This window comes from Sinomicrobium pectinilyticum, from assembly GCF_003725735.1.
GTDB classification, from domain to species: Bacteria; Bacteroidota; Bacteroidia; order Flavobacteriales; family Flavobacteriaceae; genus Sinomicrobium; species Sinomicrobium pectinilyticum.
Window position 1 is genome coordinate 37,264 of record NZ_RJTM01000091.1, and the last position, 18,998, is coordinate 56,261.

Here is an 18,998-nt window from a genome sequence, read left to right on the forward strand (position 1 = left end):
CGGTTTTTTCTTATAAAGTTACCGCTTCTCCTCCTGCCCCTTCTATGGCAGCTTTAGCACTTGCAGTAAATTTATGTACAGATATTTTCAGCTTTGCCTTTAGTTCTCCGCCACCCAGTATTTTTACCAGGTCAGATCTTTTAACTATTCGGTTGTTTACTAAGATATCCATGTCCACGGTATCGGTGATAACACCTTTATCTACCATGTCCTGTAATTTCCCCAGATTTATCCCAACGTACTCTTTACGGTTTATGTTCTTAAACCCGAACTTGGGAACACGTCTCTGAAGTGGCATCTGCCCACCTTCAAAACCGATTTTCTTAGAGTATCCGGAACGAGACTTAGCCCCTTTGTGACCTCTTGTGGCGGTACCGCCTTTTCCGGATCCCTCTCCACGGCCAACTCTCTTCCCGTCCTTATGTACTGAACCTTCTGCAGGTTTTAAGTTACTTAAGTTCATAACTATATTGTTAATTAAGCCTCTTCTACAGAAACTAAGTGTTTAACTTTATTTACCATACCAAGGATATTAGGTGTAGCATCGTGCTCTACAACCTGTCCTATCTTTTTCAGGCCAAGAGCTTCTAAGGTTCTCTTTTGATCCTGAGGACGCTTAATGTTGCTCTTTACTTGTGTAACTCTGATCTTTCCCATTTTTAATCCTTGTTTATCCTTTAAAAACTTTCTCCAGAGAAATACCCCGCTGAGCAGCTATGGTACCGGCACCTCTCAACTGCAATAAAGCATCGAAAGTAGCTTTCACCACATTGTGAGGGTTGGATGATCCCTGAGACTTAGACAATACATCGTGTACCCCTACGGCCTCCAGTACGGAACGAACCGCACCTCCGGCTATAACTCCGGTACCGTGAGAAGCAGGCTGAAGATACACCCTTGCTCCGCCGTACTTTCCTTTTTGTTCATGAGGCAGTGTGCCTTTGTTCAAAGGAATACGGACCATGTTTTTCTTAGCATCTTCCACAGCTTTGGAAATAGCGTCGGCAACTTCTTTGGACTTACCCAATCCGTGACCAACAACACCGTTTTCATCTCCGACTACCACAATAGCAGAAAATCCGAATGCTCTACCTCCTTTAGTAACCTTAGTAACTCTCTGTACGCCAACCAGACGGTCTTTCAGTTCCAGCCCGCCGGGTTTTACCAATTCTGCGCTTTTGTATTTCTGATACATAATTTCTTAGAATTTTAGTCCTGCTTCCCTAGCTCCTTCTGCTAATGATTTTACTCTTCCGTGATACAGATAACCACCCCTGTCAAAAGAAACGGTTTCTATCCCGGCTTTCAATGCTTTCTCAGCAATCGCCTTTCCAACCAAAGCAGATACTTCTGTCTTTGTGCCTTTAGAGTCGGCAATGTCCTTATCCCTGGAAGATGCCGATGCCAAAGTAACTCCCTGTACATCATCTACCAGCTGTGCATAAATCTCTTTATTGCTTCTAAAAACAGCCAGTCTCGGCTTTTCAGCAGTTCCGCTGATAACCTTTCTGATCCTGTTTTTGATACGTATTCTTCTTTCCGTCTTTGATAATGCCATAATGCTAATTATTAAGCTGATTTACCTGCTTTTCTCCTTAATTGCTCACCGACAAATTTAATCCCTTTCCCTTTATAAGGTTCAGGTTTACGGAACGAACGGATCTTAGCCGCCACCTGGCCGACCAATTGTTTATCGTACGATGTCAGTTTAATAATAGGGTTCTTCCCCTTTTCGGAAATGGTTTCTACCTTAACTTCAGGCGCCAGTTCCAAAACTATATTGTGAGAAAAACCAAGAGCTAGATCAAGTTTCTGACCCTGGTTGCTGGCTCTGTATCCCACACCTACCAGTTCCAATTCCTTGGTAAACCCTTCAGAAACTCCTATCACCATATTGTTGATCAAAGTACGGTAAAGTCCGTGCTTTGCCCTTTGGTCTTTGCTTTCTTCCTTAGTTTCCAATATAATCTGTCCATCCTCTTGCTTAACAGCAATGTCTTTAACTTCTTGAGTTAATTCGCCTAATTTACCCTTTACAACAACATTATCACCGTCTATGGTAACGGTAACTCCGTCAGGTATATTAACTGGACTTTTTCCTATTCTTGACATTTTCTTTGTCTTTATTTGTTAGTAAACGTAACACAACACTTCACCACCAACATTATCCTGCTTGGCCTGCTTGCTGGTCATTACTCCGTGAGAAGTAGAGACAATAGCTACTCCCAGACCGTTCAGGACCCTGGGCAGATCGGCAGAACCAACATACTTACGCAACCCGGGTTTACTCACACGTTGTATCTTTTTGATAACGGGTTCCTTCGTAGCTTTGTCATATTTCAAAGCTATTTTTATGGTTCCCTGCACAGAGTTATCCTCAAATTTATAACTGAGGATATATCCCTGATCAAACAAGATCTTGGTTATTTCTTTTTTCAAATTAGAAGCAGGAATTTCCACTACACGGTGTCCCGCACTGTTAGCGTTCCTGATTCTTGTCAAATAATCTGCTATAGGATCTGTATACATCTGTATTTATTTGCGGTTGCAGTTTTCAGGCAAGGCCCGAACTTACTACCAGTTAAAATCTACCAACTTGCTTTTTTAACGCCCGGAATCAATCCCTGGTTAGCCATTTCCCGGAAGGTAACCCGGGATATACCAAAAACTCTCATATACCCTCTGGGTCTACCTGTAAGCTTACATCTGTTGTGAAGTCTTACGGGTGAAGCGTTTTTAGGCAGTTTTTGCAAAGCCTCATAATCTCCGGCTTCTTTAAGAGCCTTGCGCTTCTGAGCATATTTTGCAACCAGCTTTTGTCTCTTCTCCTCGCGGGCTTTCATGGATTCTTTAGCCATACTTAATTCTTTTTAAAAGGTAATCCTAATTCGCTTAACAATGATTTTGCCTCTTTATCAGTCTCGGCAGAGGTTACAAAAGTGATATCCATACCGGAAATCTTATTTACCTTATCGATATCTATCTCCGGGAATATAATCTGCTCGGTTACCCCCAGGTTATAATTTCCTCTTCCGTCAAAACCAGTAGCCTTAATACCGTTAAAGTCTCTTACCCTGGGCAATGCACTTGTTACCAATCTGTCCAGGAACTCATACATCCGTTCTCCTCTAAGGGTCACTTTGGCCCCGATGGGCATCCCCTTACGAAGTTTAAAAGAAGCAACGTCCTTTTTAGACACGGTAGACACCGCTTTTTGCCCAGTTATCCTTCCCAGCTCCTCTACGGCATGGTCTATAAGTTTCTTATCGGCAACAGCAGCTCCGACACCACGGCTAACTACGATCTTTTTCAGTTTAGGCACTTGCATTACGTTCTTGTACCCGAACTCTTCTGTAAGAGCAGCAACTATCCTGTCCTTATACTCTTGTTTCAATCTCGGAATGTAAGCCATAACTAAATTACTTCATTAGATTTCTTTGAAACTCTCACTTTCTTACCGTCCTTTACTTCATATCCTACCCTGGTTACTTCTTTCGATTTAGGATCGATCAAAGACAGGTTGGATATATGTATAGGAGCTTCTTTTTCAACGATTCCTCCCTGAGGGTTGTTAGCACTCGGCTTTTGATGTTTGCGAACCGTGTTCACTCCCTCAACAATCGCTTTATTCTTCTCACGATCTACTTTAAGGACTTTACCTTCCGAACCTTTGTGGTCTCCGGCAATAACCTTTACAGTATCTCCTGATTTTATTTTTAGCTTTGTCATTTTGCAATCTATTACAGCACCTCAGGCGCTAATGATACGATCTTCATAAACTGCTTGTCGCGAAGTTCTCTGGCAACCGGACCGAAAACACGTGTTCCACGCATTTCACCGGCAGCATTCAACAGCACACAAGCATTGTCATCGAAACGAATGTAAGAACCATCAGGTCTTCTTACCTCTTTCTTGGTACGAACAACCACTGCAGTGGATACTTGCCCTTTTTTAACGTTTCCGTTAGGAGTGGCCTCTTTTACAGTAACCACAATCTTATCACCTACAGAAGCATATCTTCTTTTTGTACCACCGAGAACACGAATTGTCAGAACTTCTTTAGCTCCTGTATTATCGGCCACTTTTAATCTGGATTCTTGCTGTACCATAACTACTTAGCTCTTTCAATGATTTCAACTAACCTCCAACACTTGGTTCTACTCAACGGACGTGTTTCCATTATCTTCACAGTATCTCCAATATTGCAATCGTTCTTTTCGTCGTGTGCGACATATTTTTTAGTCTTCAACACGAACTTTCCGTACATAGGGTGCTTTACTCGTTTCACTTCGGAAACAACAATGGATTTCTCCATTTTATTACTGGTAACAACACCTATTCTTTCTTTTCTTAATTTTCTTTTTTCTTCCATCTTAAAGCAGCATAGAATTATTGTAATTCTCTTTTAGTGAGCTCAGTGGCCAACCTTGCAACCGTTCTTCTTGCTTTTCTAAGCTGAAGCGGATTTTCCAGCGGGGTAATAGCGTGAGCCATTTTTAAGTCTGCATAATTCTTTTTGAATTCACCAAGCTTTTCCTGCAGCTCGGCAACAGATAATTCTTTAATTTCTGACTGTTTCATAATTCCTCAAGTATTAAGCTGAATAATCCCTTGCCACAATGAATTTGGTCTTTACCGGAAGTTTTTGAGCTGCGAGACGCAATGCCTCTTTAGCAACATCTAACGGCACACCTCCGACTTCGAACATAATTCTGCCTGGTTTAACAACTGCAGCCCAGTATTCCACTGCACCTTTACCTTTACCCATACGTACTTCAAGAGGTTTCTTGGTTATAGGTTTATCCGGAAATATCTTAATCCACAACTGCCCTTCCCTTTTCATATAACGGGTAGCCGCGATACGCGCAGCTTCGATCTGACGTGCAGTTATAAATGAAGAATCCATAGATTTTATACCAAACATTCCGTTGGAAAGTTCATGTCCTCTTTGGGAAATCCCTTTCATACGCCCCTTCTGCTGTTTGCGATATTTGGTTCTTTTTGGCTGTAACATTTTTTCTTACTTTAAAAAATTACTTTCTGCGACGAGCTTTTTTCGGACCGCTTTTTCCTCCCTGCTGTTTCTTGGACATCCCAACCAGCGGAGATAATTCTCTCTTCCCGTAAACCTCGCCTTTCATGATCCACACTTTCACTCCAAGCCTACCATAAGTGGTATGGGCCTCGACAAGCGCATAATCGATATCAGCTCTGAAGGTAGACAAAGGTATCCTTCCTTCTTTATAGGATTCAGAACGCGCCATTTCCGCTCCGTTCAAACGGCCGGAAATCTGCACTTTAACACCTTCCGCATTCATTCGCATTGCAGCCGCAATAGCCATTTTAATGGCACGTCTGTAGCTGATCCTGCCCTCTATCTGACGTGCTATACTTGCAGCAACGAGATTAGCGTCCAGTTCCGGCCTTTTAATCTCGAAAATGTTAATCTGAACTTCCTTATCGGTAATTTTCTTAAGCTCTTCTTTCAGCTTGTCTACCTCCTGACCGCCTTTCCCGATAATTATGCCGGGACGCGCTGTGGTGATAGTAACGGTTACAAGCTTCAGGGTACGCTCAATAATTACCCTTGAAACACTAGCTTTTGACAAACGAGCATGAACATATTTTCTGATCTTATCGTCTTCGGCGATCTTATCACCGTAGTCTTTACCGCCATACCAGTTAGATTCCCATCCTCTGATAATACCAAGGCGATTTCCGATTGGATTTGTCTTTTGTCCCATTTATCTCCTAGCTTTGTGTGTTATTATTAGCCCCAAGTACCAATGTCACATGGTTGGAACGTTTTCTTATCCTGTGAGCACGGCCCTGAGGCGCCGGACGAAGTCTTTTCAGCATACTTCCGCCATCCACACGGATCTCTTTTACAAACAGGTCTGCTTCTTCTATGCTTGCATCCTCGTTTTTAGCCTGCCAGTTAGCTATTGCAGATAACAACAGTTTTTCCAAACGACGGGATGCTTCCTTTTGACTGAATTTCAAAATAGCAAGCGCTTTTTCTACTTTCTGTCCCCTTACCAGATCCGCAACAAGACGCATCTTTCTGGGGGAAGTAGGGCAGTTATTCAACTTTGCAAATGCTAATTCTTTCTTAGCTGCTTTTATTTGCTCTGCTCTTTCTCTTTTGCGAACTCCCATAGCTTCCTATTATTTTTTTCCTTTATTTTTCGCACCGGCATGCCCCCGGAAGGACCTTGTCGGTGAAAACTCTCCTAACTTATGTCCCACCATGTTTTCTGTAACATAAACAGGAACAAACTGACGACCATTGTGTACGGCTATAGTCTGTCCGACAAAATCCGGCGTGATCATAGAGGCCCGAGACCAGGTTTTGATAACCGTCTTTTTCCCTGACTCTATATTTTGCTGTACTTTTTTCTCGAGACTATAGTGAACGTAAGGTCCTTTCTTTAACGAACGTGCCATCTGTAATTTCTTTTATTTCTTTCTACGTTCTACAATATACCTATTACTTGCCTTGGTGCGTGTACGGGTTTTGAATCCTTTGGCAGGAACTCCGTTTCTGGACCTCGGATGTCCTCCGGAAGCCCTTCCTTCACCACCACCCATCGGGTGATCTACCGGGTTCATAGCCACAGGCCTTGTTCTCGGCCTTCTGCCAAGCCATCTGCTTCTACCCGCTTTACCAGACACAATCAACTGATGATCGGAGTTAGACACTACCCCAACGGTAGCAAAACAAGCTCCTAAAATCAACCTGGTCTCTCCGGAAGGAAGCTTAACCGTAGCATACTTCCCTTCCCTTGCCATCAATTGAGCAAAGGCACCGGCACTACGAGCCATAACAGCTCCTTGTCCCGGGCGCAGTTCTATACAAGAAATCACTGTACCCAATGGAAGATCAGACAAAGGCATAGCATTACCGATCTCAGGCGCACTACCCGGACCGGAAACTACAGTCTGACCAACTTTTAAACCGTTCTGAGCAATAACATATCGTTTCTCACCATCGCTGTATTTCAGCAAAGCGATAAACGCTGTTCTGTTCGGATCGTACTGAATAGACTCCACTGTAGCCTCGACACCAACTTTCTCCCTCTTGAAGTCTATAACACGATACTTTCTTTTATGACCACCACCTCTGTAGCGCATGGTCATCTTCCCTTGACTGTTTCTCCCCCCGGACTTTTTTAACGGAGCGAGCAAACTCTTCTCCGGCTTATCAGTAGTAATCGCGTCAAATCCGTTTACTACTCTAAAACGCTGCCCCGGGGTTATCGGTTTTAATTTTCTAACTGACATTTTTGTCTTTCCTTATATATTACTATAAAAATCAATAGTATCTCCTTCCGCTACCTGAACAATGGCTTTTTTATAAGCATTGGTCTTGCCGTATTGTATACCAGCTTTAGTGTAGCGCACACTTCTCTTGGGACCGTAATTCATTGTCCGAACTTTCTCCACGGAAACTCCGTAAGCAGCCTCAACGGCATCCTTGATCTCCAGCTTATTGGCGTTACCGTTTACAATGAAACCAAAGCGATTGTTTACCTCGCTGTCAGCGGTCACTTTTTCCGTAATTATAGGCTTGATTAACACACTCATGGTCCATTTATTTACTTAAATTCGACTCAATTCCTTCCAAAGCACCCTCCAGAAGCACAACATTGTTAGCGTTGAGTATTTTGTAAGTGCTTAATTCTGAAATACTTACAACCTCAGACGTCTTTAAATTGCGTGACGACAAATATACATTTTTATTTGGCTCACCCAATACAAACAACGATTTTTTATTCTCTAACCCTAAGGCTTTCAGGACAGAAGTAAAATCTTTAGTCTTCGGACCATCCAGTTTGAAATCTTCCAAAACCACGATCGCCTCTTCTTTTGCCTTCATGCTTAAAGCAGATTTACGCGCAAGGCGCTTCAGCCCTTTATTAAGTTTTTGCGTGTAATCCTTAGGTCTCGGTCCGAAAATTCGTCCACCTCCGACAAATACAGGAGATTTTATACTACCCGCACGTGCGGTACCGGTACCTTTTTGTTTCTTAATCTTTCTGGTACTACCGGCAATCTCTCCTCTTTCTTTGGCTTTATGGGTCCCCTGACGCTGATTTGCCAGGTAACGTTTTACATCGAGATAAACAGCATGATTGTTTGGCTCTATTGCATAAACAGCATCAGAAAGACTAACCTTTCTACCTGTTTCTTTTCCGTTTATATCTAATACTGCTATTTCCATTACTTCTGAACTATTACGTAAGCGTTCTTATGCCCGGGCACACAACCTTTAATCACTATAAGGTTTTTTTCCGGAACCACTTTCAACACTTTCAGGTTTTCAACTGTTACTCTTTCAGCACCTGTTCTACCGGCCATACGCATTCCTTTGAATACCCTGGCAGGATAAGATGCCGCACCAATGGATCCGGGCGCCCTGAGACGATTATGCTGACCGTGAGTAGCTTGACCTACACCGCCAAAGCCATGTCTCTTTACAACACCCTGAAATCCTTTTCCTTTGGATGTACCTGTCACATCGACAAATTCTCCCTCCCGGAAGTGCTCTACCGTAATGGTATCACCCAATTTAAAATCCCCTTCAAAGCCCTGGAACTCGACGATCTTTTTCTTAGGCGAAACCCCTGCTTTCTTAAAATGACCTACTTCGGCCTTACTAGCACGTTTTTCTGCCTTGTCATCGAAACCAAGCTGAAGAGCCTCATACCCGTCAACCTCATTGGTTCTGACTTGGGTAACTACGCAAGGACCTGCTTCAATAACGGTACAGGGAATATTTTTCCCGTTCTCGTCAAAAATGCTGGTCATGCCAATCTTTTTACCAATTAACCCAGACATACTGATTTTAGATTTTAGATTTTAGATTTTATACTGACTGCATAAAACCCAAACCCACGTTATTAATTAAATTACTATTCCAAAAAATTCAGGGTCAAAAAACATATTTCAACCCTGAATATATTTTTATCTCCGTTTTTCCTTTGCGAAACGCTCCGGACATGTACTTCGGTTCCGCCCGGGAACCGACGATCTGCTTCAGTTCGGCTTCTCTACTATCGCACAACCCCTTTCCGGGTTGTCGGGCGAAGCCGAATCATCACACTTTGATCTCCACTTCAACTCCACTCGGCAATTCGAGTTTCATCAAGGCATCGATAGTCTTTGACGAGGAGCTGTAAATATCGAGCAATCTTTTATAAGAACTCAACTGGAACTGCTCCCTGGACTTCTTATTTACGTGAGGCGAACGCAATACCGTAAAGAGTTTTTTATGGGTAGGCAACGGAATAGGTCCGGTTACCACAGCTCCGGTAGTTTTTACCGTTTTTACGATTTTCTCTGCAGATTTATCTACCAGGTTATGATCGTATGATTTTAATTTTATTCTTATTTTCTGACTCATTTTCGTAAAGTTTAAGCTTCAACTCCTTTTGCTTTCTTAATCACTTCTTCAGCTATATTCGGAGGAGTTTCCGCATAGTGAGAAAATTCCATGGTAGAAGTTGCCCTACCGGAAGACAAAGTCCGAAGCGAAGTCACATAGCCAAACATCTCGGAAAGCGGGACCAAAGCCTTGATCACTTTGGCACCGGCCCTGTCATCCATATTGTTTACCTGACCACGACGACGGTTAAGGTCTCCTACGATATCTCCCATATTTTCTTCAGGAGTAAGAACCTCCAGCTTCATTATAGGCTCCATCAGAACAGCTCTTGCCGCTTTGGCAGCGACCTTATAACCCATTCTGGCAGCAAGTTCGAACGAAAGCGAATCCGAATCCACAGGGTGGAAAGATCCGTCTTTCAGGACAATCTTCATGGCATCCATTTCGAATCCTGCCAAAGGACCATTCTTCATAGCCTCTCTGAACCCTTTCTCTACGGAAGGCACATATTCTTTAGGAATGTTACCACCTTTAATCTCGTTAACAAACTCAAGGCCTGTTTTTCCTTCCTCTGCAGGCTGCATAGTAAACACGATATCCGCAAATTTACCACGACCACCCGTTTGTTTCTTATAAACCTCCCTGTGATCTGCAGAAGCCGTAATAGCTTCTTTGTACTCCACCTGAGGCTGACCCTGGCTAACTTCTACTTTAAACTCACGTTTCAAACGGTCTACGATAATATCCAGGTGAAGCTCACCCATTCCGGATATAATTGTCTGACCTGAAGCTTCATCGGTTTTTACCTGGAAGGTAGGATCTTCTTCGGCAAGCTTGGAAAGCGCCATACCCAGTTTATCCACATCCGCCTTTGTTTTAGGCTCCACCGCAATACCGATAACCGGATCGGGGAAATTCATGCTTTCCAGAACGATCGGGTGTTTCTCATCACTCAGAGTGTCCCCGGTCTTGATCTCTTTAAAACCGACAGCAGCCCCGATATCACCCGCAGAGATAGACTCTATGGCATTTTGCTTATTGGAGTGCATCTGATAGATCCGCGAGATACGCTCTTTTTTCCCGGAACGCGTGTTTAACACATAAGATCCGGCATCCAGTTTTCCTGAATACGCCCTGAAGAATGCCAGGCGCCCAACGAACGGGTCGGTAGCAATCTTAAATGCCAGAGCAGCAAAAGGAGCATTTACATCCGGCTTACGGGAAATCTCTTCACCGGTATCCGGGTTGGTTCCCACGATAGCATCCTTATCCACAGGAGAAGGCAAATACCTGCAAACGGCATCCAGCAAAAACTGAACTCCTTTGTTCTTAAAGGAAGAACCACACACCATAGGTATTATACTCATATCCATAACCGCAGCACGCAGCGCAGCATGAATTTCATCCTCGGTAATGGAATCTTCATCTTCAAAGAACTTCTCCATCAAACTCTCATCATACTCGGCAACAGCTTCTATCAGCATGGCCCTGTACTCGTCTACTTCCTCTTTCATATCTTCCGGTATATCCACCACATCGAAGGTAGAACCGAAATTATCTTCGTGCCATACAACAGCCCTGTTCTTAATAAGGTCAACTATACCTTTAAAATCAGCCTCTTCACCGATAGGAAGCACGATCGGCACCGCATTGGACCCTAACATTTCCTTCACTTGCTTACAAACATTGAGGAAGTTGGAACCCTGACGGTCCATTTTATTCACGAATCCCATCCTCGGGACCTTATAGTTATCGGCAAGCCTCCAGTTGGTTTCGGACTGCGGCTCAACACCGTCTACCGCACTAAACAAGAAAACCAATCCATCAAGAACTCTTAAAGACCGGTTTACCTCCACTGTAAAGTCAACGTGACCGGGAGTATCTATAATATTAAAGTGATACGGCTTCGTCTCCGGAGTAGGCTGTGCATTTTCCATAGGGAAATTCCAGGTACAGGTAGTCGCTGCCGATGTAATGGTAATACCGCGCTCCTGCTCCTGCTCCATCCAGTCCATAGTAGCTGCCCCATCGTGCACCTCTCCTACTTTATGACTAACACCGGTATAAAACAAGATACGTTCCGTAGTCGTTGTTTTCCCCGCATCGATGTGCGCAGCGATACCGATATTTCTAGTATATTTTAAATCTCTTCCCATTTCTTATTTATGTTCTTAGCAATTAAAATCTAAAGTGCGAGAATGCTTTGTTAGCTTCAGCCATTTTATGCGTATCCACTCTTTTCTTAACTGCTGCTCCTTCTTCTTTGGCAGCAGCAAGGATCTCTCCTGCAAGCTTTTGCGCCATAGACTTCTCATTACGCTTACGGGAGAACCCGATAAGCCATTTCATAGCCATAGACACTTTTCTATCCGGCCTTATCTGCATAGGTATCTGGAAAGTTGCCCCACCAACACGACGGCTTCTCACCTCTACGTGCGGCATAACATTAGACAGCGCATCTTTCCAAAGCTCTAGAGCCGTTTTATCTTCGTTTTGCTTTTTTTCCTCGACGATATCAATAGCGTCATAAAATATTTTAAACGCCACTGACTTTTTACCGTCCCACATCAGATTATTCACGAAGCGGGTTACCAACTGATCGTTAAATCTCGGGTCCGGTAAAAGAGGCCTTTTTTTCGCCTTTCTTTTTCTCATTTCTTTTCTCTAATTGTATTTGACCATTTTTTAATTAAAGACGGAACGCGTCTTCTAAACAGTGAGGTGCCCGGCACCTCACACAACACAAAAACGACTATTTCTTATCCTTAGGTCGTTTCGCACCGTATTTAGACCTTCGCTGCGTCCTTCCTTGCACACCGGCAGTATCAAGTGCACCACGCACAATATGATACCTTACACCCGGCAGGTCTTTTACCCTTCCGCCTCTTACCAATACTATCGAGTGCTCCTGGAGGTTATGTCCTTCACCGGGGATATATGCGTTCACCTCATTACCGTTAGTCAAACGCACACGAGCAACTTTACGCATCGCTGAGTTTGGCTTCTTCGGTGTAGTAGTGTAAACACGCGTACAAACCCCTCTTCTTTGAGGACACGAATCCAAAGCAACCGATTTACTCTTCTTGGTAATTCTGGCTCTTCCTTTTCGTACTAATTGTGAAATTGTTGGCATAATTTACTATACAATAAATGTTTGAATTAAACAAAGCCTCTTTTTAAGAGGGTGGCAAAGGTAGAAATATTTTTCAACAATTCAAACCATAAATAATTAATTTTCTTCAAAGTAGCTTCATTTTTTATTTTCCCGAACCCAAACACGACAAACACCAACCAAAACAACATCCGACAAGAGCTATCGCGCGGAACTAAAAAAAAATAAAAAACATAACGAAATCCTTCTAACCTATACCATGTTACAAAACAGCATCTGCATCATCACAAAATCCAAAACTTTCACAACCCCTTCCTTTTTTACAAAAAATTCACAATAACCGATTACTTTTCCTATTAAATAAAGAGAAATTAACACATTAACTAAAACCAGTTATTTTTACATTATTATTCATAAAAAATCAGTTTTTATAAAAAAAACTCAATTTTAAGAATGAAAAACAAAACTTAATAATTAACTTTAACTTAAAATTCTGACGATAACATTAGAACAGAGTATCTGTATTTCTGTTAATAAATTGTTACCGTTAGGTTTTTTCCACATATTTGGGGCACTAATTCAAAATAATTTTCAAAACATGAGAACAAAATTTAGCGGAATCTTGACGCTCTTACTAGCGTTCATGGTGCAAATTGGTCTTGCACAGGAAAAAGCGGTTTCCGGTACGGTTACGGATACGGGAGGTATGCCGTTACCCGGCGCAAATGTTATTATAAAAGGAACAAGCACCGGAACCCAAACGGATTTTGACGGCAACTTTACCATCAACGTAAGTGAAGGGGAAATATTGCAGATTTCTTATATAGGTATGAAAACTGCGGAAGTTACTGTCGGGGCTTCCTCTACGCTCAGTATACAATTAGAGGAAGATGCTCAGAACCTGGAGGAAGTTGTGGTTACGGCCCTCGGTATTAAAAGGGAAAAGAAATCCCTGGGTTATGCTTCACAGGAAGTGAGTGGAGAAAAACTGGCCCAGGTTCCGGTTGCAAACATGAGTGATGCCTTAACCGGTACTGTTGCCGGACTGAACATAACACAATCGGGAACTATGGGAGGTTCTACCAACATAGTACTGAGAGGTGTGAGTTCATTAGTAGGTAATAACCAGGCGTTGATTGTTATTGACGGAACTCCCATTAATAACGAAACTTTTAACCAAACCAATATTGGTTCAGGAACAGGGGCCTATGACTACGGAAACGGTCTTTCCGATGTTAACCCCAACGACATTGAGGATGTCAACGTATTGAAAGGTGCTGCGGCCACAGCTTTGTATGGTTCCAGAGGGATGAATGGGGTAATTATGATTACCACTAAAAGAGGAAAGTCCAGTGAAAAAATCGGAGTTGAGTTTAATAGTGCAATAACAGTAGGAAATGTAAATAAAAAGACATTACCTAAATACCAGAACGAGTATGGTGGTGGTTATGACGGTGGTTCTTTTTACAGCGGGGACATCGATGGAGACGGAGTCGTAGAGAACAACATTGTTTATACATATGATGATGCTTCATTCGGTAATAGATTCGACCCGAACAAACTGGTGTACAACTGGGATTCCCAGTATCCGCAATTACCCGGTTATCTTCAGCCAACTCCTTTTGTCGCTGGAGCTTCAACTCCAAACGATATTTGGGGAACCTCAACAACTTATGTTAACTCCGTTGCTTTCAACGGTGGTAGTGAAAAGGGTAATTACAGATTAAGCTACACGAATTTCTTACAGGAAGGCGCTCTGCGTAATAACAATATTACCAGAAATACTATCGATTTCTCTGCAGATTATAACCTTACTGAAAAATTAAATGTTTTCGGAAATATTACATATACCAATACCCGAGGTAAAGGAAGGGTATTAACAGGATATGACAGCAGAAACCCTATGCAAGGGTTCAGACAATGGTGGAACATGTCCGTAGACATGCAGAAGCAAAAAGAAGCCTATGAATTGACAGGTCAAAACGTAACCTGGAACCTCAAAGACTGGATAAACCAAGAAGTCGGTTATACGGACAACTACTATTTCAACCGTGATCACAATTACCAGACAGATAGAAGAAATCGTTATTTCGGTAATTTCGGTTTGAACTACGAGATCAATGACTGGATGAGTGTTTTAGGTCGCTTTACTTTTGATACTTTCAATGAATTAAGAGAAGAAAGAGTAGCCATGGGGTCATCCGCAGGACAAGGAAGAAGTAGCCATGGCGGAGCCGGTGAGTATTACTTCATGACACACACAGTAAGTGAATACAACTACGATTTAATATTGAACATCGACAAAGATCTCAACGACGATCTGAACTTAAATGCCAACGTTGGATGGAACTTAAGAGCCAATAGCAGATATGGGAACGATGCCAGAACAAATGGTGGTTTAAAAATTCCAGGACTATATTCCATAACAAATACAGCCAATCCATTGACAGAAGAAGATATTAATGATTTCAATATCAGGAAAAAGGTAGATGGATTTTTTGCACAGGCAAATTTAGGTTTCCGACGTATGTTATATGTAGGCGGGTCAATCAGAACGGACAGGTCATCTGCTCTTCCTTCCGACAATAACAGATATTGGTACCCATCAGGGTCCCTGAGTTTTGTCTTTTCAGAACTCTTAGACTCAAGAGAGACCATCAATTTTGGTAAATTCAGATTTAACTATGCCCGGGTAGGTAATGACACTGATCCTTACCAACTTATCAATACCTATGTTTTAAATGCCAAACTTGGTAATTCTTACAATGCAACAGCTCCGGCTACCTCCAACAATCCCAATTTGAAATCGGAGACAATGCAGGAGATTGAAGCAGGGCTTGAGATGAACTTTTTCAATAATAGGTTGAGTTTTGATGTATCTGTATATAATCGTAAAACTTTTGACCTGATTACCAATACCGATATCTCAGGCTCCAGTGGCTTTACAGGTCTTTGGGTAAACTCGGGAGATATCGAGAACAAAGGTATTGAAACAAGGGTAACCGTTGTTCCTATTCAAACAGAGGATTTCAGATGGGAGATGACTGCCAACTGGTCCAAAAACGAAAATAAGGTAACAAAGATTTTCGGAGACAGTGAATACCTCGAAATGGGATCTATGTGGAATGTATCTGTAGGAGCTAAATTAGGAGAATCAGCTGGTACCATACGCGGAACAGACTTCCAGTATATTAATGGCCAGCGGGTTGTAGGCAGCGATGGTAAATACCTGATCAGCGAGAGCAGCCAGGAGGTTATCGGAGATGCTAACCCTGACTGGATCGGTGGACTGAACAACTCTTTCACATATAAAAACTTTAACCTGAGCTTCCTCATCGATATAAAACATGGAGGAGATGTTTACTCTCAGGACATGGCTTTTGGTCTGGCAACAGGTTTATATCCGGAAACAGCAGGGCTTAACGAGTTAGGAATTCCTAAGAGAGACCCTGTAGCAGATAACGGAGGAGTAATCCTGAAAGGAGTTAAAGAAGACGGTTCAGCAAACGACATAAGGGCAGATTTTTCTACATATGAAAACCCTTACGGATACTACGGAGCTCCAGAAGCAATGCATGTTTACGATGCATCTTATATTAAACTGAGAAATCTTTCTTTATCATATCGCATGCCAAAAGATATATTCGGAGAAGATTCTGTTATTAACAACATGACCCTCTCCTTTATCGGAAGAAACCTATGGATTATTCACAAAAATCTTCCCTACTCAGATCCGGAAGCAGGAATGTCCGCAGGTAATGTTCAGGGGTTCCAGAACGGAGCACACCCGACGTTTAGAGAAATCGGAGCAAGCGTAAAAATTGAATTCTAAAAGAGCATACAATGAAAAAAATAATATTAATATTATCCTCGGCTCTTGTTTTGTCAGCATGTACGAATGAGGATTACGAGAGGCTGAATGTTGATCCTAAGAATCCATCATCGGTTCCGGGTAGCTTTCTTTTCACCAATGGTACCAAATCATTATTTGATCAAATGGGATCTACAAGTGTGAACCGAAACGTGTTTCGATTATTCGCACAACAATGGACTGAATGCCAGTACGTTACTGAAACAAACTATGATATAAGGAACAGGTCCATCCCATCTTTTCACTGGAATGAGGTGTATTCTAATGTATTATATGATTTGCAACAGGCGAAAATATCCGTTCAGGAAGATATCAACCTGTTAGATGGTGAAAAGGCAAATCAATCTTCCATCATAACCATTATGGAAGTATATGCATGGCAACAATTAGTTGACACCTTTGGAGACATCCCCTATACCGAAGCGTTACAGGGACCGGATAATACGGTAGCCGCATATGACGATGCCGCAACCATATATGAAGACCTGTTAACACGTATTACTGAGGCATACAATAATTTTGATACCGGCTCAGCTGGTTTGGAAAATGATTTTATTTATGACGGAGATATCACCAAGTGGCAAAAGCTAGCCGCCTCTGTTAAATTCAAACTGGCTATGAGACTTGCAGATGTAAATCCATCACTCTCTCAGCAGCACGCAAACGAAGCTATAGGTTGGGGATTGATAGGGTCAAACAGTGAAAATCTTACCCTACCTTATGAAACCAATCCTACAAATGCTCATCCCCTATATGCGGATTTAGTACAAAGTGGAAGGAATGATTTTGTCCCTGCAAACACTTTTGTCGATTATTTGAATGATTTGGAAGATCCTCGAAGGACAGTATTTTTTGATGACAATAAAACTCCTTACATAGGAGGGGTCTATGGTGACTTTAACACTTATACAGAATTTACCCATATTGGAGATGTTTATTACGAACCCGATTTACCAGGAGACTTAATGGACTACTCCGAGATATCTTTCTTACTGGCTGAAGCTGCAGAAAGAGGAGGTTATAATGTAAATGCTACAGCAGAGGAATATTACAACCAGGGAATTACTGCCAGTATGGAATATTGGGGATTAAGTTCCGGTGACATCTCTGCTTACCTGGCTAAACCGGATGTGAATTATGCTACTGCATCAGGTACCTGGAAAGAAAAGATCGGTAAGCAATTCTGGATCGCCATGTACAACAGAGGCTTTGAGGCCTGGAACGTTTGGAGAAAATATGATGCTCCCGCTCTCAGATTGCCGGCATCTACCGGAAACCCGGTACCGCTAAGGTTTACCTACCCGGTTAGAGAATACAGGCTCAATGAAGCCAACGTTTCTGCCGCCGCTTCTGCCATCGGAGGAGACGCACAACAAACTCCTATATTCTGGGATGTAAATTAATCATCTTATTAAATAGCTTAAAAACGCTCTTTTGAATATTCAAAAGAGCGTTTTTTTATTTCCGGAAATCATCGAAATAATCTAAAGGGAGAATAATCATTATATTTTTCATAAATTTATAGAGATTCTTTTGTTGAATAAAAACAAAAGAATCTCCCAAGAAACCGACACAAGCCCTGAGTGTCTTTAAATGTTCAGGTATTAACATTAATCAAATCCTTTAGCTATGTTAAAAAACATCTTAACCTTAAACGGCGTAAAAAAATTAAGCCAGAAAGAACAGGAATTAATTAAAGGTGGCTATGCCTGCAAACTAGAGTCCGACGGTACATATTCCTGTCCGAACGGCACCTATTGTGACTGGGACAGTATGCGCTGCCTGCAACCTTAGAATAATCTTTACATCTGAAACAAAAGATTATTTGTTTTATTTTTTCCATTACCCACGATAGTCCCCGGAATAAAAGAGAATCATATCATACTTCTGTAACCGAATAAAATTGTCCGTTCACTATGGTGGGTTATTTATTGCCATTATAAAAAGCAGGATTAAAATTTCAAATGCTTTTTAAGCATATAAAATCCGGATCAATATCTCTTGGTCATAGAGCACTATTATATTGGCCATATAAAACCATAAGCTCCCCTATTGCAGTCTTAATAAACCTCCTTTGTAATAACCGTAGTTAGGGCAACAAAATGTGATTGGCAAGCGCCATGTATATTAGCATAGTTTTGTTGTTTTTACAGGTAATTTACAAAAATGTCACTCATGCTATAAAACATCATTTTGGAAACCCTGCATAGAAGGTTTTATATATTCGCCTATCATTGACGTACAATAAGCTGCGAAATCAAAGACATTCAGAGCCCGGAACATTTCGTTGAGCAAGGTTACCGGGAACGAACCCTTCCATAAACGACTTGAACCTGCCTTAAGTTTAACCAAGGGTGGTGTCTCCCGGAGGTTTGCTATAGACTCCCTATAATATATGCGTCCGTGTTAGGAGATCGCCGACGCTTCCCTGGCAATGACGTTTTTCTTATGGTCCGGGTACTTCCCGAAATCTTAAACAAATTGCTATGGGTAGCATCTACAGGGCATATCCGTATCCGGAAAGCCTGTCAAAGTCCTCTTTAAAGCCCGAAAAACGGTCATTAAAGCAATCCCTTTGACACCGGAAGTAGTTGGTTTAGCGGCTAACCCATTTACTTTAGCCGCTA

Annotated in this window: 27 protein-coding genes; 3 read left to right on the top strand and 24 right to left on the bottom strand. The window is 42.1% G+C overall.

Annotated features, from left to right (window positions below):
• Positions 1–10 precede the first annotated feature (10 nt).
• The 24 genes from rplO to rpsL form a co-directional block, all read right to left on the bottom strand.
• Positions 11–463: a 50S ribosomal protein L15 gene (rplO, locus tag ED312_RS12870; protein ID WP_123216425.1), complete on the bottom strand. Its 453-nt coding sequence runs from the start codon at positions 461–463 to the stop codon at positions 11–13.
• 14 nt (positions 464–477) lie between these two features.
• Entirely contained in the window at positions 478–657 is a 180-nt protein-coding gene (rpmD, locus tag ED312_RS12875) for a 50S ribosomal protein L30 (protein ID WP_123216426.1), read from the bottom strand.
• Positions 658–670: 13 nt separating this feature from the next.
• Complete coding sequence (rpsE, locus tag ED312_RS12880; RefSeq protein WP_123216427.1) at positions 671–1,195, bottom strand: 30S ribosomal protein S5; 525 nt, start codon at positions 1,193–1,195, stop codon at positions 671–673.
• 6 nt (positions 1,196–1,201) lie between these two features.
• Positions 1,202–1,558 carry a 50S ribosomal protein L18 gene (gene rplR, locus ED312_RS12885; RefSeq protein WP_123216428.1) on the bottom strand — a complete coding sequence of 119 codons (357 nt, stop codon included), beginning with the start codon at positions 1,556–1,558 and terminating at the stop codon, positions 1,202–1,204.
• 11 nt (positions 1,559–1,569) lie between these two features.
• On the bottom strand, positions 1,570–2,112 hold the full coding sequence (gene rplF, locus ED312_RS12890; RefSeq protein ID WP_123216429.1) for a 50S ribosomal protein L6: 543 nt from the start codon (positions 2,110–2,112) through the stop codon (positions 1,570–1,572).
• Between the two features lie 18 nt (positions 2,113–2,130).
• Complete coding sequence (gene rpsH / locus ED312_RS12895) at positions 2,131–2,529, bottom strand: 30S ribosomal protein S8 (RefSeq protein ID WP_123216430.1); 399 nt, start codon at positions 2,527–2,529, stop codon at positions 2,131–2,133.
• A 59-nt stretch (positions 2,530–2,588) separates the two neighbouring features.
• Positions 2,589–2,858, bottom strand: a complete 270-nt coding sequence (gene rpsN, locus ED312_RS12900) for a 30S ribosomal protein S14 (RefSeq protein ID WP_123216431.1) — start codon at positions 2,856–2,858, stop codon at positions 2,589–2,591.
• Positions 2,859–2,860: 2 nt separating this feature from the next.
• The gene (gene rplE / locus ED312_RS12905; protein ID WP_123216432.1) at positions 2,861–3,412 is read right to left on the bottom strand and encodes a 50S ribosomal protein L5; all 552 of its coding nucleotides are present in this window, start codon (positions 3,410–3,412) and stop codon (positions 2,861–2,863) included.
• Between the two features lie 2 nt (positions 3,413–3,414).
• Positions 3,415–3,729, bottom strand: a complete 315-nt coding sequence (gene rplX / locus ED312_RS12910; RefSeq protein WP_123216433.1) for a 50S ribosomal protein L24 — start codon at positions 3,727–3,729, stop codon at positions 3,415–3,417.
• Between the two features lie 11 nt (positions 3,730–3,740).
• Complete coding sequence (gene rplN, locus ED312_RS12915) at positions 3,741–4,109, bottom strand: 50S ribosomal protein L14 (protein WP_072318076.1); 369 nt, start codon at positions 4,107–4,109, stop codon at positions 3,741–3,743.
• A 2-nt stretch (positions 4,110–4,111) separates the two neighbouring features.
• On the bottom strand, positions 4,112–4,372 hold the full coding sequence (rpsQ, locus tag ED312_RS12920) for a 30S ribosomal protein S17 (RefSeq protein WP_072318077.1): 261 nt from the start codon (positions 4,370–4,372) through the stop codon (positions 4,112–4,114).
• A gap of 17 nt (positions 4,373–4,389) precedes the next feature.
• Positions 4,390–4,581, bottom strand: coding sequence for a 50S ribosomal protein L29 (rpmC, locus tag ED312_RS12925; RefSeq protein WP_123216434.1), 192 nt, complete (start codon positions 4,579–4,581; stop codon positions 4,390–4,392).
• 13 nt (positions 4,582–4,594) lie between these two features.
• On the bottom strand, positions 4,595–5,014 hold the full coding sequence (rplP, locus tag ED312_RS12930) for a 50S ribosomal protein L16 (protein WP_123216435.1): 420 nt from the start codon (positions 5,012–5,014) through the stop codon (positions 4,595–4,597).
• 19 nt (positions 5,015–5,033) lie between these two features.
• Complete coding sequence (gene rpsC, locus ED312_RS12935) at positions 5,034–5,744, bottom strand: 30S ribosomal protein S3 (protein WP_123216436.1); 711 nt, start codon at positions 5,742–5,744, stop codon at positions 5,034–5,036.
• Between the two features lie 7 nt (positions 5,745–5,751).
• Positions 5,752–6,159: a 50S ribosomal protein L22 gene (gene rplV, locus ED312_RS12940; RefSeq protein WP_123216437.1), complete on the bottom strand. Its 408-nt coding sequence runs from the start codon at positions 6,157–6,159 to the stop codon at positions 5,752–5,754.
• Positions 6,160–6,168: 9 nt separating this feature from the next.
• Complete coding sequence (rpsS, locus tag ED312_RS12945) at positions 6,169–6,447, bottom strand: 30S ribosomal protein S19 (protein WP_112369858.1); 279 nt, start codon at positions 6,445–6,447, stop codon at positions 6,169–6,171.
• Positions 6,448–6,459: 12 nt separating this feature from the next.
• On the bottom strand, positions 6,460–7,284 hold the full coding sequence (rplB, locus tag ED312_RS12950) for a 50S ribosomal protein L2 (RefSeq protein ID WP_123216438.1): 825 nt from the start codon (positions 7,282–7,284) through the stop codon (positions 6,460–6,462).
• Positions 7,285–7,296: 12 nt separating this feature from the next.
• Complete coding sequence (rplW, locus tag ED312_RS12955; RefSeq protein WP_123216439.1) at positions 7,297–7,587, bottom strand: 50S ribosomal protein L23; 291 nt, start codon at positions 7,585–7,587, stop codon at positions 7,297–7,299.
• A gap of 7 nt (positions 7,588–7,594) precedes the next feature.
• The gene (gene rplD / locus ED312_RS12960) at positions 7,595–8,224 is read right to left on the bottom strand and encodes a 50S ribosomal protein L4 (protein ID WP_123216440.1); all 630 of its coding nucleotides are present in this window, start codon (positions 8,222–8,224) and stop codon (positions 7,595–7,597) included.
• Positions 8,224–8,841 (bottom strand): 50S ribosomal protein L3, encoded by a 618-nt coding sequence (rplC, locus tag ED312_RS12965; protein ID WP_123216441.1) that lies wholly within the window; start codon positions 8,839–8,841, stop codon positions 8,224–8,226. The genes rplD and rplC overlap by 1 nt, the downstream gene beginning before the upstream one ends.
• Before the next feature lie 259 nt (positions 8,842–9,100).
• Positions 9,101–9,406, bottom strand: a complete 306-nt coding sequence (rpsJ, locus tag ED312_RS12970; protein ID WP_072318085.1) for a 30S ribosomal protein S10 — start codon at positions 9,404–9,406, stop codon at positions 9,101–9,103.
• An 11-nt stretch (positions 9,407–9,417) separates the two neighbouring features.
• Positions 9,418–11,544, bottom strand: coding sequence for an elongation factor G (gene fusA, locus ED312_RS12975; protein ID WP_123216442.1), 2,127 nt, complete (start codon positions 11,542–11,544; stop codon positions 9,418–9,420).
• Positions 11,545–11,566: 22 nt separating this feature from the next.
• Positions 11,567–12,043 carry a 30S ribosomal protein S7 gene (gene rpsG, locus ED312_RS12980; RefSeq protein ID WP_123216443.1) on the bottom strand — a complete coding sequence of 159 codons (477 nt, stop codon included), beginning with the start codon at positions 12,041–12,043 and terminating at the stop codon, positions 11,567–11,569.
• A 97-nt stretch (positions 12,044–12,140) separates the two neighbouring features.
• Entirely contained in the window at positions 12,141–12,521 is a 381-nt protein-coding gene (gene rpsL / locus ED312_RS12985; RefSeq protein WP_072318088.1) for a 30S ribosomal protein S12, read from the bottom strand.
• A gap of 577 nt (positions 12,522–13,098) precedes the next feature.
• Between rpsL and ED312_RS12990 the strand changes: the two genes are divergently transcribed.
• The 3 genes from ED312_RS12990 to ED312_RS23785 all read left to right on the top strand — a co-directional run bounded on the left by ED312_RS12990 (position 13,099) and on the right by ED312_RS23785 (position 18,165).
• Positions 13,099–16,332, top strand: coding sequence for a SusC/RagA family TonB-linked outer membrane protein (locus ED312_RS12990; protein ID WP_123216444.1), 3,234 nt, complete (start codon positions 13,099–13,101; stop codon positions 16,330–16,332).
• An 11-nt stretch (positions 16,333–16,343) separates the two neighbouring features.
• Positions 16,344–17,774, top strand: coding sequence for a SusD/RagB family nutrient-binding outer membrane lipoprotein (locus tag ED312_RS12995; RefSeq protein WP_123216445.1), 1,431 nt, complete (start codon positions 16,344–16,346; stop codon positions 17,772–17,774).
• A gap of 226 nt (positions 17,775–18,000) precedes the next feature.
• The gene (locus tag ED312_RS23785; RefSeq protein ID WP_170164510.1) at positions 18,001–18,165 is read left to right on the top strand and encodes a hypothetical protein; all 165 of its coding nucleotides are present in this window, start codon (positions 18,001–18,003) and stop codon (positions 18,163–18,165) included.
• The last annotated feature ends 833 nt before the right edge of the window (positions 18,166–18,998 follow it).